The 13465-nt window shown below is 64.4% G+C and carries 8 protein-coding genes; 2 read left to right on the top strand and 6 right to left on the bottom strand.

Going from position 1 to position 13465, the window contains the following annotated elements; all coding sequences use genetic code 11:
* Nucleotides 1-118 precede the first annotated feature (118 nt).
* Together hrpA and aceK are read right to left on the bottom strand one after the other, a co-directional pair.
* Nucleotides 119-4030, bottom strand: a complete 3912-nt coding sequence (hrpA, locus tag LGQ10_RS11295) for an ATP-dependent RNA helicase HrpA (RefSeq protein WP_226525577.1) — start codon at nucleotides 4028-4030, stop codon at nucleotides 119-121.
* Between the two features lie 94 nt (nucleotides 4031-4124).
* Nucleotides 4125-5846 carry a bifunctional isocitrate dehydrogenase kinase/phosphatase gene (gene aceK / locus LGQ10_RS11300; RefSeq protein WP_058435988.1) on the bottom strand — a complete coding sequence of 574 codons (1722 nt, stop codon included), beginning with the start codon at nucleotides 5844-5846 and terminating at the stop codon, nucleotides 4125-4127.
* 238 nt (nucleotides 5847-6084) lie between these two features.
* Between aceK and LGQ10_RS11305 the strand changes: the two genes are divergently transcribed.
* Nucleotides 6085-6978 carry a DMT family transporter gene (locus tag LGQ10_RS11305; protein WP_058435989.1) on the top strand — a complete coding sequence of 298 codons (894 nt, stop codon included), beginning with the start codon at nucleotides 6085-6087 and terminating at the stop codon, nucleotides 6976-6978.
* Between the two features lie 19 nt (nucleotides 6979-6997).
* On the opposite strand, the gene LGQ10_RS11310 is transcribed toward LGQ10_RS11305, so the two are convergent.
* From LGQ10_RS11310 to LGQ10_RS11325, 4 genes are read right to left on the bottom strand one after another with little or no spacing between them, the layout of a single operon-like run.
* Nucleotides 6998-8578: an aldehyde dehydrogenase (NADP(+)) gene (locus LGQ10_RS11310; protein ID WP_226525578.1), complete on the bottom strand. Its 1581-nt coding sequence runs from the start codon at nucleotides 8576-8578 to the stop codon at nucleotides 6998-7000.
* Between the two features lie 40 nt (nucleotides 8579-8618).
* The gene (araD1, locus tag LGQ10_RS11315; RefSeq protein ID WP_226525579.1) at nucleotides 8619-9614 is read right to left on the bottom strand and encodes an AraD1 family protein; all 996 of its coding nucleotides are present in this window, start codon (nucleotides 9612-9614) and stop codon (nucleotides 8619-8621) included.
* Nucleotides 9615-9666: 52 nt separating this feature from the next.
* The gene (locus LGQ10_RS11320; protein WP_058435991.1) at nucleotides 9667-10842 is read right to left on the bottom strand and encodes an L-rhamnonate dehydratase; all 1176 of its coding nucleotides are present in this window, start codon (nucleotides 10840-10842) and stop codon (nucleotides 9667-9669) included.
* A 31-nt stretch (nucleotides 10843-10873) separates the two neighbouring features.
* Nucleotides 10874-12199, bottom strand: coding sequence for an MFS transporter (locus LGQ10_RS11325; protein ID WP_058435992.1), 1326 nt, complete (start codon nucleotides 12197-12199; stop codon nucleotides 10874-10876).
* Nucleotides 12200-12451: 252 nt separating this feature from the next.
* On the opposite strand from LGQ10_RS11325, the gene LGQ10_RS11330 reads away from it, so the two are divergent.
* Nucleotides 12452-13396, top strand: a complete 945-nt coding sequence (locus LGQ10_RS11330; protein ID WP_058435993.1) for a LysR family transcriptional regulator — start codon at nucleotides 12452-12454, stop codon at nucleotides 13394-13396.
* Nucleotides 13397-13465: the final 69 nt, after the last annotated feature.

The following is a 13465-nucleotide window of genomic DNA, read 5'->3' on the forward strand; positions in this document are numbered from 1 at the left end:
CAAGGGCAGCCGAGCCGGCATTTATGACCGCGAAGTTTGCCATAACCTCGGGCGTTTCGCCGCAACTGCAAGATCGACGGAAGCCCGGCGCCTCCCTCGGGAGCCGGGCCAACGGGGGTCAGGCTTCCACCTGGTTCCACTGTTTGTTCAGGCGCTTGTCGGAGATCGGCACCTTGGTCCCCAGTTGCTGGGCGAACAGCGATACCCGGTACTCCTCCAGCCACCAGCGGTACAGTTCCAGTTGCGGATCGCGCTTGCCTTCCTGGGCGTGTTTCTGCGCCCGGGCCTGGTACTGGGCCCAGAGGCCACTGAGTTCGGTGCTCCAGACCCGATCCTTCTGCACCTGGCTGCCCAGTTTGTCGAAGCGCAGCTCCACCGCCTTGAGGTAGCGCGGCAGTTCCTTGAGCCACAGGGCCGGGGTTTCCCGGACAAAGCCCGGGTACACCAGGTTCGCCAGCTGGGCCTTGATGTCGTTGAGGGCTACCGCCTGGGCCAGGTCGATCTTGCCCTTGAAACGTTTCTGCAGGCCGTGCCAGAGCTTGAGGATTTCCAGGGTCAGGCGCGCCAGGCGCTCGGCGTGCTCGGTCCAGGCACCGCGCTTGCGCTCAGCCAGGGAGGCCAGGCCGGCGCCGTCCCTGGGCAAGGTGGCCTCGCCTTCGAGAATGCAGCTGTCGAGGCTGGCCAGCAGGATGTCTTCCACCAGCGCCTCGATGCGCCCCAGCTCACGGTACAGCAAGCCCAGCTCGGTCAGCCCCGGCAGCTTGCCGCGCAGGAACTTGGCCGGCTCGGCCAACTGCTGCAGCAGCAGGCGCTGCAAGGCACGCCGATGCTGGAACTCGGCTTCGGCGGCCGTCGAGAAGCGCCCTTCCTTGACCGTCCCGGCTTCTTCCACCAGGGCCGGATAGACCGTCATCGACAGCCCGGCGATCTTCTGCTGGGTCTTTTCGGCCACCGCGGCAAACACCTTGGCCTCCACCGGCTGCTGGCCCTTGGCGGTCTGCGGCACCGCCAGGGCAGCCTGGCTGGCCTCGGCGAAACGCGCGGTGAGTTCGGCCAGGTCACGGCCTTCGCCGAGGAACTTGCCCTGGGCGTCGACGATTTCCAGGTTCATGCGCAAGTGGCTTTCCACCTGTTGCTCGGCTTCGCTCCAGGCTTCGTCGCTGACGCGTGCGCCGGTCATGCGCAGCAATTCGCGCCCCAGGGCCTGGGGCAAGGAGCCATCGGCGAACGTCATGCGTTGCAGGGCGGCCTTGACGAAGTCCGGCACCGGCACGAAGTTCTTGCGCAGGGCCTTGGGCAGGTTGCGCACCAAGGCGATGCACTTGGCCTCGATCAACCCCGGCACCAGCCATTCCAGGCGCTCGGCGGGCAGCGCCGGCAGCAGTGGCGCCGGCACCCGCAGGGTCACGCCGTCCCGTGGATGGTTGGGCTCGAAGTGATAACTCAGGGCCAGTTCCAGGTCGCCGATATGCAGGGTGTCCGGGTATTGCTTGGCCGTGACCTCGCTGGCTTCGCGGGCCAGTACATCTTCCTCGCGCATGATCAGCAGCTGCGGGTCCTTCTGGCTGTTGACCCGGTACCAGCTGTCGAAAGTCGCCGTCTGGTGGATCTCGGCCGGAAGGCGTGCGTCGTAGAAGGCGAACAGGGTTTCCTCGTCCGCCAGGATGTCCCGGCGCCGGGCCTTGGCCTCCAGGGCGTCGAGCTGCTCCAGCAGCAGAGTGTTGGCCGCCAGGCACTTGGCCCTGGACTGGATCTCGCCCCGCACCAGGGCTTCGCGGATGAACAACTCGCGAGACACCACCGGGTCCACCGGGCCGTAGTGCACCGGCCGGCGACCGACCACGATCAACCCGAACAGGGTGATCTGCTCATAGGCCACCACCTGGCCGCGCTTCTTCTCCCAATGCGGCTCGAAGTGGTTCTTCTTCACCAGGTGGCCGGCCAGGGGCTCGATCCAGTCCGGCTCGATCTTGGCCACCATGCGCGCGTAGAGCTTGGTGGTTTCCACCAGCTCGGCGGTCATCAGCCATTGCGGGCGTTTCTTGCCCAGGCCCGAGGACGGGTGAATCCAGAAGCGCCGCTGGCGGGCGCCCAGGTAGTCGCCATCCTCGGTCTTCTGGCCGATCTGGCTCAGCAGGCCCACCAGCACTGCCTTGTGCAGTTTCTGATAGTCCGCTGGCTCCTTGTTCTGGCTCAGTTGCAAGTCACGACAGATCAGGCTCAGCTGGCGATGGGAGTCGCGCCACTCGCGCAGGCGCAAGTAATTGAGAAAGTTCTTGCGGCACCAGTTACGCAGCGGGCTGGCCGTCAGGGCCTGGCGCTGTTCCTCGAAACCACGCCACAGATTGACCAGCGCGGCGAAATCCGAGTCCGGATCCTTCCACTGGGCATGGGCCTGGTCCGCCGCTTGCTGGCGCTCGGGCGGGCGCTCGCGAGGGTCCTGGATCGACATCGCACTGGCGACGATCAGCACTTCCTGGAGACTGCCCAGGCGAGCTGCTTCCAGCAGCATGCGGCCCATGCGCGGGTCCACCGGCAAGCGCGCCAGTTGGCGGCCCAGCGGGGTCAGCTGGCTGTTGCGATCCACCGCCGAGAGTTCTTGCAGCAGGTTGAAACCATCGCTGATGGCCTTGCCATCCGGCGGTTCGATAAAAGGAAACGCGGTGATTTCCCCGAGGCGCAGATGGAGCATCTGCAGGATCACCGCCGCCAGGTTGGTGCGCAGGATCTCCGGATCGGTGAACTCCGGGCGACCGAGGAAATCCTCCTCGCTGTACAGGCGCACGCAAATCCCCGGTTCGACCCGGCCGCAACGGCCCTTGCGCTGGTTGGCGCTGGCCTGGGAAATGGCCTCGATGGGCAGGCGCTGGACCTTGGCCCGGTAGCTGTAGCGGCTGATGCGGGCGGTGCCGCTGTCGATCACGTAACGGATGCCGGGCACCGTCAGCGAGGTCTCGGCGACGTTGGTCGCCAACACCACGCGCCGTCCCGGATGGGACTGGAAGATGCGCTGCTGTTCGGCCGGCGACAGGCGTGCGTACAACGGCAGGATCTCGGTGTGCTTGAGCTGGGCCTTGCGCAGCATTTCCGCGGCATCGCGGATTTCCCGCTCGCCTGGCAGGAACACCAGCACGTCGCCTGGACTGCGGCGTTCGCTGCGCTCGTAGGCAGCGATCTCATCCAGGGTGGCCAGGATCGCCTGGTCCACTGTCAGGTCGTCCTCGACCCGGTTGCCGTCTTCGTCCTGTTCCAGGGTCAAGGGGCGGTACCAGGTTTCCACCGGGAAGGTACGACCGGAAACCTCGACAATCGGCGCATCGTCGAAATGCTTGGAGAAGCGCTCCAGGTCGATGGTCGCCGAGGTGATGATCACCTTGAGGTCCGGGCGGCGTGGCAGCAGCGTCTTGAGGTAGCCCAGGAGGAAGTCGATGTTCAGGCTGCGCTCGTGGGCCTCGTCGACGATGATCGTGTCGTAGCGTTCCAGGTAGCGATCGTTCTGGGTTTCCGCCAGCAGGATGCCGTCGGTCATCAGCTTGATCAGGGTGCTGGAGTCGCTCTGGTCCTCGAAGCGCACCTGGTAGCCCACCAGGGAGCCCAGGGGCGTGGCCAGTTCTTCGGCAACCCGGCTGGCGACGCTGCGGGCGGCAATCCGCCGGGGCTGGGTATGGCCGATCAGGCCGTGCTGGCCGCGACCGATTTCCAGGCAGATCTTCGGCAACTGGGTGGTTTTGCCCGAGCCGGTTTCGCCGGCAATGATCAACACCTGGTGCTTGAGCAGCGCGTCCTTGATCTCGTCGCGCTTGGCGGCGATCGGCAGGCTGTCGTCATAGCGGATCTGCGGCACGCTCTCGCGCCGCGCCGTGACCAGGTTGCAGGAAGCCTGCATTCGCTCCAGCCACTGGGCGAGCTTGGCCTCGTCGGGCTTCTTGCGCAGTTCAAGCAGCTGGCGGCGCAACCGGTGGCGGTCGGCGAGCATGGCTTGATCGAGGTTTTTCAGCAGTTGGTCGATAGCAGGCGATTGATCAGTCATAGGAAAGCAGCGACGAGCTTCAAGCGAAAAGCCGCAAGATTAACGCAGCTTGACGCTTTTGGCTTGCGCTTGTGGCTCGTCGCTGCCAGCGCGGCTATTCGTCCCCCCGGCCCTTGCGCCGGTAGGGGAAGACATCGATCACCTTGCCGGCGAGGATCGCCTCCTGCAGGCTCTTCCAATAGTCGGCGTTGTACAGCTCGCCATGGAGCTGGTCGAACAGCTTGCGCTGGCCGGCATCGGCGAACAGGAAGGGCGGGAACTCCTCGGGGAACACGTCGTGGGGACCAATGGAGTACCACGGCTCCGACGCCATCTCGTCCTCCGGGGTGCGCGGCGCCGGGATGTGGCGGAAATTGACCTCCGTGAGGAAGCTGATCTCGTCATAGTCGTAGAACACCACCCGGCCGTGGCGAGTGACGCCGAAATTCTTCAGCAGCATGTCACCCGGGAAGATGTTGGCCGCCGCCAGTTGCTTGATGGCCAGGCCATATTCCTCCAGCGCCTCGCGCACCTGGGCTTCGGTGGCATGCTCCAGGTAGATATTGAGGGGCGTCATGCGCCGCTCGGTCCAGCAGTGGCGAATCAACACCGTCTCCCCCTCCACCACCACGGTGGACGGCGCCACCTCCAACAGTTCCTCGAGACAGGCGGGGTCGAACTTGGACAGAGGGAAACGGAAGTCGGCGAACTCCTGGGTATCGGCCATGCGCCCGACCCGGTCGACGCTTTTCACCAGGCGATACTTCTCGATCACCGTGGCCCGGTCGACATTCTTCGATGGCGAGAAACGGTCCTTGATGATCTTGAACACCGTGTTGAAGCCCGGCAGGGTGAACACGCTCATGACCATGCCCCGGACCCCGGGAGCCATGATGAAGCGATCGTCGGTATTGGCCAGGTGGTTGATCAGCGCCCGGTAGAACTCCGACTTGCCGTGCTTGTAGAAGCCGATGGAGGTGTACAGCTCCGCGACATGCTTGCCTGGCAGGATGCGCTTGAGAAAACCGATGAACTCCACCGGCACCGACACATCCACCATGAAGTAGGAACGGGTGAAGGAAAAGATGATCGAGACCTCGGCCTCGTCGGTGATCAGGGCGTCGACCTGGATGCCCCGCCCTTCGCGATGCAGCAGCGGAATCACCAGCGGCCACTGCTCCTCATGGGTATAGATGCGGCCCACCAGGTAAGCGCCCTTGTTCCGGTAGAGCACCGAGGAAAACAGCTCCAGGGTCAGCTCCGGGTCCTTGCAGACCCAGTCCGGCAGGTTCTCGCGCAACTGCGCCTCAAGGCGCCGCAAATCCCCTGGCAGGTCGGCATAGTCCACACTGAAGCGGTAGTCGGCGAACACCTGCTCGAGCATCGTCGACAAATCGCCACGCGGCGTGTAGCTGCGGGTCTGCGCGGCCCGAGCCCGACGCAGGCTGGGCCGGGTGGTGTGGATGAACATGCAGCCGTCGCTGATCAGGTCATGACTGAACAGCCCGCAGAAAATCGAGTTGTACCAGGTCTCCGAGAGCTCATCGTCCAGGCGCAGGTCGATCATGCTGATGCAGGCGCTCTTGGCCAGCGGCCACTGGCTGACGTCCATCAGCACCTCGTCGCTGAAGGCCTGGTGCAGCCGGGCCACGGTTTCCCCGACCTTCTGCTCGTAGACGTTGATCCGTGCCGTCGAGGCCCTCTGCGCTTCCTGCCATTGCGCCTGTTCGAAGCGGTGCCGGGCGCCATCGGCAATCCGGCGAAAGTTATCGCGGTAGTCGTCGAAGCCGCTCAGGATGATGCGAGCGATATCGGCGGCGGGCCAGGACTGCGGCATAGGGAGACCTCTGCGGGAATTTGGATTGCCTGAGCTTAGCCACTGCAATGGCCCGAGGAGAAGCGTATTTTTATGACCCATCGGTCGCCTTGCGAGGCGCCCGCACCGGGGAGCGACTCGCAAGACAGTCGATCGCAACAAACGGAGTGCAGACTTTCAGTTGCCCGTGAGCCAATAAGGTTTGCCATGCCCACCCGTGCTGGGCAAGATTCGCGCCCCGCCACCCAAGGAACCTTCCGTGAGACCTGTCGATCTGCTGCGCCTGTTGTCGCTGGCCGCCATCTGGGGCGCAAGCTTCCTGTTCATGCGCATCATCGCCCCGGTGCTGGGCAGCGTGCCCACGGCCTTCTTCCGGGTGTCGATCGCCGCACTCGGCTTGCTGGTCATGCTGGCGCTGATGCGCGTGAGCTGGAACTTCCATGGCAAGCTCAAGACCGTCCTGCTGTTGGGGATCATCAACTCGGGGCTGCCCGCCACCCTGTATTCGGTGGCGGCCCTGGTACTGCCTGCCGGCTACTCGGCGATCTTCAACGCCACCACGCCCCTGATGGGGGTATTGATCGGCGGCCTGTTCTTCCATGAACGCCTGACCCCGACCAAGCTCGCCGGGGTCTGCCTGGGACTGTTTGGGGTCGGCATCCTGAGCCGCGCAGGGCCGGTGGCCTTCGACCATGAACTGCTGCTGGGCGCCTTGTCCTGCCTGCTGGCCACCACCTGCTATGGCTTCGCCGGTTTCCTGGCGCGGCGCTGGCTGGACCAGGCCGGGGGCCTGGACAGTCGTCTCTCGGCCCTGGGCAGCATGCTCGGCGCGACGCTGTTCCTGCTGCCTCTATTCGCCTACAGCGCTCTGAGCCAGCCACCGGCCAGTTGGGGCGGCTGGAGCGTCTGGTTGTCGTTGCTGGGCCTGGGCCTGGGCTGCACGGCCTTCGCCTACGTCCTGTACTTTCGCCTGCTGAGCTCCATCGGCCCGGTCCGCTCCATGACCGTGACCTTCATGATCCCGCCGTTCGGCGTGCTGTGGGGGGCCTTGCTGCTGGACGAACCCTTGTCGATGGGCCATCTGTACGGTGGCGTGCTGATCGCCGCCGCGCTGTGGCTGGTGCTGCGGCCAGCGGCGAAGGCGGCGGCCTGAGACCGCCGGGCATCCGGTTTCAAAGAGCGGCGCTGCTCGGTTCTCCGTCCACCAGACGGCTGATACCCAATGGGTTGGCATCCTGCAAAGCCCTGGGCAATAGCGCATCGGGATAGTTCTGGAAACACACCGGGCGCAGGAAGCGCTCGATCGCCAGGGTTCCCACCGACGTACCCCGCGGGTCCGAGGTCGCCGGATAGGGGCCACCGTGGACCATGGCCTCACAGACCTCGACACCGGTGGGATAGCCGTTGATCAGCAGCCGACCGACCTTCTCCTGCAGGCTGTCGCTCAGCCAACGCTGCGTTAGCAGTTCCTCCTCCTGGCCGACCAGGGTCGCGGTCAACTGTCCACGCAAGCCCTGCAGGGCCATGGCCAGCTCGGCCATATCGGCCACTTCGATGATGATGCTGGCCGGCCCGAAGACCTCTTCCTGCAACAAGCCATCGCCCTCCAGCAACAGGCTCGCATCGGCCTGGAACAACTGCGGGCAAGCCTGGTCGCCCTGCTGCGCCTGGCCCGCCAGTCGCCGTATCCGCGGGTGCTGCGACAGGGCCTGCACACCCCGGCGATAGCTGTCCAGGGTGCCGCTATTGAGCATGGTCTGCGGCAACTGCTGGTTCATCTGCGCGACCAATTGCTCAAGGAACAAGCTGAAGGACGTTGAACGCAGGCCGATGATCAATCCCGGGTTGGTACAGAACTGGCCACAGCCTTGGGTCACCGAACCCGCCAGTTCGGCGGCGATCTGCGAGCCACGCGCCTGCAAGGCCTCGGGCAGCAGGATCACCGGGTTGATGCTGGACATCTCGGCAAATACCGGGATCGGCTGTGGTCGGTTCGCCGCCATCTGGCACAAGGCATTACCGCCCTTGAGGGAACCGGTGAAGCCCACGGCCTGGATGGCCGGATGCTTGACCAGCCACTCTCCGACCCCGGCGCCATAGACCATGTTGAACACCCCGTCGGGCATCTGGCAGCGCTGCGCCGCGCGAATGATCGCATCGGCCACCCACTCGGCCGTCGCCATGTGCCCGCTATGGGCCTTGAACACCACTGGGCAACCGGCAGCCAGGGCTGCTGCGGTATCACCGCCGGCGGTGGAGAACGCCAGGGGGAAATTGCTGGCGCCGAACACCGCCACCGGCCCCAGACCAATACGGTACTGGCGCAGGTCCGGACGCGGCTGGGGCTGGCGCTGGGGCAAGGCACGATCGATCCGGGCGCCGAGGAAATCGCCACGACGCAAGACCCTGGCGAACAGCCGCAACTGGCCACAGGTACGTCCGAGTTCACCTTGTATACGCGCCGTGGGCAAGGCGGTTTCCCGGCATACGGTGGCGATGAAGTCAGCCCCCAGGCCTTCCAGTTCTTCGGCAATAGCATCGAGGAACCGGGCCCGTTGTTCGGGGCAAAGGCTGCGGTATTGGGCGCAGGCACTGGCTGCCGCTCGGGCCGCGGCATCCACCTCCGCCTCGGTGGCCTGAAAGAACGTGCCAGGCAGGGCCTGCCCAGTGCAGGCATCGAGGCTGTGCAACTGGACCTGGCCCTGGGCGCTGCGGGTGCCGCCGATGTAGTTGTGTCCGGACAGTGCCGTCATGGGAATTCCTTGGCCAGCCATCGCGGCCGGCAGTTGAGAGTCAAAGGCCGCGGACCTGACCGGCAGCCAGTGGTTGCAGCCCCTCGCCGATACCATTTTCCAGCGGGGCGCCGAATGCCTCGAGGCTGATCTGGAAACGGTCGCCAGGCCGAGTCCGTATGCCATCGGCAAAGGATAAGGTCGCGGTACCGAAGAAATGCACATGGACGTCGCCAGGACGCAGGAACTGGGTGTACTTGAAGTGGTGGTATTCAAGGTTCGCCAGGCTGTGGCACATGTTGTCCTCGCCACTGAGGAACTCCCGCTCCCAAAGCACCTGGCCATCGCGCAGCACCCGGCTGGTTCCCGCCAGGTGGCCGGGCAATGCCCCAACCCGCAACTCGGGCCCATAGGCGCAATAGCGCAGCTTGGAATGGGCCAGGTACAGGTAGTTGCGCCGCTCCATCACATGATCGGAAAACTCGTTGCCCAGGGCATAACCCAGGCGATAGGGCTGGCCATCGGCACCGATCACATACAGGCCGGTCAGCTCCGGCTCCTCGCCGGCATCCTCGGCGAAGGGCGGCACCGGAAAGTCGCCACCGGGAGGCACGACGATGCTGCCATCGCCCTTGTAGAACCATTCGGGCTGTGCGCCCACCTCTCCGGCCAGCGGCTTGCCGCCTTCCAGGCCCCACTTGAAGATGCGTAGGGTATCGGTCATCCCCGCATCGCCCTGGCCCTGCTGCTGGTGCATCTTGTCCCGGGCTGAAGCGCTGCCCAGGTGAGTCAGGCCAGTGCCGCTGATCAGGCAGTGGGCCGGGTCCGGATGATCCAGCGGCGCCAGCACGCGGCCCTGCTCCAGCAACCGGGCATAGTCGAGGCTGCTGTCGCTGCCCCGGGCCAGGGCTTCCTGCTGCAGGCCGCGTTGATTGTCGATGGCCGCCAGGGCCAGCTCGCGCGTGCTGGCGGTATTGCGCAAAACGTGGAGCCGGTCGTCTTCGACCCTGCCGACCTGGCGCTGACCGGCATCGTTTTCAAACTGAACAAGACGCATGACGTCCTCCTGGAGGTGATGGCGGCAACCGCCCGCGGACGGCTGCCGAGGCTTATTCGATGATGTTGAATTCGCCGAGATGGTCTTCGGAGATCTCCAGGCCCAGGCCCGGCTTGTGGTCGTCGAGCTGGATGTAGCCGTCCACCGGCTGCGGTTCGCCCTTGAACACGTAATAGAACAACTCGTTGCCGACCTCGACATCGAATACCGGGAAGAACTCGGCCATCGGCGAAGCGGTGGTGGACATGGTCAGGTGATAGTTGTGCATCTGCCCGGCATGGGGAATGACCGGTACCGACCAGGCCTCGGCCATGGCGTTGATCTTGCGTGCCGCGGTGATGCCGCCGACGCGGTTGGTGTCGTACTGGATCACGTCGACGGCGCGGCGCTCCAGCAACTCCTTGAAGCCGTAGGAAGTGAATTCGTGCTCGCCGCCGGAGATCGGCATGATGCCCATCTTCTTCAGCTCGACGTAGCCTTCCAGGTCATCGGCGATCACCGGTTCTTCCAGCCAGCGCGGCTCGAATTCGGCCAGCCTGGGCAACATGCGCCGGGCGTATTCCAGGGTCCAGCCCATATAGCACTCGAGCATGATGTCGACATCCGGTCCCGCCAGTTCCCGCAGGGCACGCACCTGCTCGATATTGCGGCGCATGCCTGCCGGCCCGTCCTTCGGGCCGTAGCCGAAGCGCATCTTCAGGGCGTTGAAACCCTGGTTGAGATAACCCTGGGCCTCTTCCAGGAACAGGTCGAGGTTGTCATTGGCGTAGAGCTTGGAGGCGTAGGTCCAGATCCGCTCCTTGGTGCGTCCGCCCAGGAGCTTGAACACCGGTTTGCTCACCGCCTTGCCCATGATGTCCCAGAGAGCGATGTCGATCGCCGAGATCGCCGCCATGCCGATGCCCTTGCGCCCCCAGGCATGGCTCTGGCGATACATCTTCTGCCAGATGTATTCGTTGTCGAAGGGGTCCTCGCCGATGACCAGCGGCGCCAGGTAGGTATCGATGACCTGCTTGGCCACGCGCGGCGCCAGTGCACAGTTGCCGATGCCCACCAGGCCGCTGTCGGTTTCCACCTCCACCACCAGCCAGCCGTGGAAACGGAACGAGCCCATGGCGTCGCCGCGCTGGAAAAGGATGTCCGAGGCGTTGGTGCAAAAGTGTGCCTGGGGCGGTACTACCTTGCCTTTCCATTCGAAGACACGGGTACGGATTGCTTTGATTTTCATGCAGGAGTCCTTGTCAGGGCTTGGGTGATGATCAGTCGAGCCGGGCCGGTGCCAGTTGCTTGGCGGAGCCTTCAACAGGCCTGGTATTCAGGCGCGAGAGCAGGACGGCGCCGAGGATGCCCACCAGGGCCAGGGCGAACATTCCGGCACGGGGGTCGGCAAACTGGGCCTCGGTCAGGGTCTTGAGATTGGGCGCGACGAAGCCGCCGAGGTTGCCGATCGAGTTGACCAGGGCGATGCCGCCCGCCGCTGCGGCGCCACTGAGATAGCCGGTAGGCAGGGTCCAGAACAGCGGCTGCACGGCGACGAAACCGGATGCGGCAAAGCAGAACGCCAGGACCACCGCAACCATGCTGTTACCCAGGGCCGAGGCGGCAATCCCGACAGCAGCCATGGTCAGCATCACCACCGCCAGGCGCCGGTGCTGGCCGCTGCGGTCGGCATGGCGGGTCACCAGGCGAGTGACCACCAGTGCACAAACCCACGGGATCGCGGTGATCAGGCCGACGCTCAAGCCGACGTGCCCGTCCAGCAGGCCGGCGATGCGGGTCGGCAGGTAGAACACCACTCCGTAGACACTCATCTGGATGGTGAAGTAGGCCAGGCAGAACTGCAGCACTCGAGGATTGCGCAGGGCGCTGAAGAAACCATGAGGGCTGCTGTGCTGCTTGCGGGCGTCTTCTTCTGCCAGGGCAGCCTGGAGTGCCTGCTTCTGCGTCGCGTCCAGCCAGCGGGCATCGGCCGGGCGGTCGACCAGGTAGAAGTAGGCGGCGATGCCCACTACCGATGCCATCAGGCCTTCGACCACGAACAGCCACTGCCAGTTGGTCAAGCCCAATACCCCATGGAACTCCAGCAGCCAGCCCGACAGCGGACTGCCCAGTACCAGGGCCAGGGGCAGGCCGAAATAGAACAGCCCCAACGCCTGCCCACGGCTCCGCGCCGGGAACCAGTAGGTGAGGTAGAGGATGATGCCCGGGAAGAACCCGGCTTCGGCCACCCCCAGCAGAAAACGCAGTACATAGAAGGTCTGGGCGTCGTGGGCGAACATCATCGCCGCCGACACCAGGCCCCAGGTGACCATGATTCGGCACAGCCAGACCCGGGCGCCGAGACGGTGCAGCATGAAATTGCTGGGCACCTCGAAGAAGGCATAACCGATGAAGAATATGCTCGCGCCGAACGCGAAGGCGGCATCGCCCAGGCCCGTATCCGCCTGCAGCGCGGCCTTGGCGAAACCGACATTGGAACGGTCGATGAAGGCCAGGATGTACATCAGGATCAGGAAGGGCAGCAAACGCAGCCGACTTTTGGAGATGGCGCTGGCAAGTACCAGGGCAGAGTCTGGACGAGTCATGTCGATGTTCCTTGAATGCCGGTCAGTGCCTTGCGCAAGGGACAAGGCGGCTTTTTGTAGTTGTGCGCCCCTTGAAGACAGCGGCTTGGCAACAGCTCAAGGGGTGAAGCGACTGTAGCCAGCCGGCGGAGCGCCGGCTAATCACTTATGGGCATCCGCTGATAACCCCAGGTAATCGCTAACCAGCATTTGTTAGCAGTTAGGGTTATCGGATAGTTTGGGATCGCTTCATTCACCGACCATGAGCCGCCCATGACCCGAATTCCCGATGCCAACGTGATCCAGAGCCGCCTGCGCCTGCGGCAATTGCGGTTGATGCTGGCCTTGCAGGAGTTCGGTTCACTGCGTCGCGCCGCCGACCACATCGGCATGACCCAGCCGGCAGCGACCAAGATGCTGCACGAAGCCGAAGACCTGCTAGGGGTCGAGTTGTTCGAGCGGTTATCTCGAGGCATGCGTCCTACGCCGTTCGGCGAGACGGTGATCTATTACGCGCGCATGGTCTTCGCCGAGCTCAGCGGCATGCGTGAAGAACTGGTGTCCCTGGAGTCGGGCAACTTGGGTCGGGTCACGGTCGGGGCCATTCCGGCCCTGGCTTCGGGATTGCTGACGCGCACTATCGCTACCCTCAAGCAAAGCCACCCTCGGTTGTCCATGAGCATTCAGGTGGATACCAGCGATGTCCTGGTGCAAGCCTTGTTGCAGGAGCAACTGGATGTGGTCCTGGGCCGAATTCCAGCCGGAGCGCGAGCCGAGGAGCTGCTGTTCGACAGCCTTGGTGAGGAAGCGCTATGCGTGATCGCCGGAGCTCGGAACCCCCTGGCCCAAGCCACGCAACTGGATTGGGCGAAACTGCAGGACCAGACCTGGGTATTGCAACAGCATCCCAGCCCCATGCGCTCGATCGTCAACCAGGTGTTCCACAACGCCCGGGTCGATATTCCCAGCAGCATCGTCGAGACCACCTCGATCATGACCTTGCTGTCCCTGGTCCAGCAGACAGACATGATCGGCGTCACCCCGGTTTCGGTGGTCGAGGATTACCCCGGCCGGCACCTGCTGGCCGTCCTGCCGATCCAGTTCGAGGCGCGCCTGCCGCCCTTCGGCCTGATCACCCGCCGCCAGCGGATCCAGTCCTCGGCGATGCAGGCCTTCATGGATGCGGTACGCCAGGAACACATGTTGATACGCAACTGAACAGCGATTTGGCGAGGCCACGAATACCTCGCTAAACCGTCGGCCGGGCATTGCACCCGGCCGGCGTGC

The organism is Pseudomonas sp. L5B5 (assembly GCF_020520285.1).
Taxonomy (GTDB): domain Bacteria; phylum Pseudomonadota; class Gammaproteobacteria; order Pseudomonadales; family Pseudomonadaceae; genus Aquipseudomonas.

Excerpts from the sequence above, each read along its gene's own strand:
- aceK (WP_058435988.1), bottom strand. The coding sequence starts at position 5,846 with ATGCCGCAGTCCTGGCCCGCCGCCGATATCGCTCGCATCATCCTGAGC.
- araD1 (WP_226525579.1), bottom strand. The coding sequence starts at position 9,614 with ATGCGTCTTGTTCAGTTTGAAAACGATGCCGGTCAGCGCCAGGTCGGC.
- LGQ10_RS11320 (WP_058435991.1), bottom strand. The coding sequence starts at position 10,842 with ATGAAAATCAAAGCAATCCGTACCCGTGTCTTCGAATGGAAAGGCAAG.
- LGQ10_RS11330 (WP_058435993.1), top strand. The coding sequence starts at position 12,452 with ATGACCCGAATTCCCGATGCCAACGTGATCCAGAGCCGCCTGCGCCTG.
- LGQ10_RS11325 (WP_058435992.1), bottom strand. The coding sequence starts at position 12,199 with ATGACTCGTCCAGACTCTGCCCTGGTACTTGCCAGCGCCATCTCCAAA.
- LGQ10_RS11310 (WP_226525578.1), bottom strand. The coding sequence starts at position 8,578 with ATGACGGCACTGTCCGGACACAACTACATCGGCGGCACCCGCAGCGCC.
- hrpA (WP_226525577.1), bottom strand. The coding sequence starts at position 4,030 with ATGACTGATCAATCGCCTGCTATCGACCAACTGCTGAAAAACCTCGAT.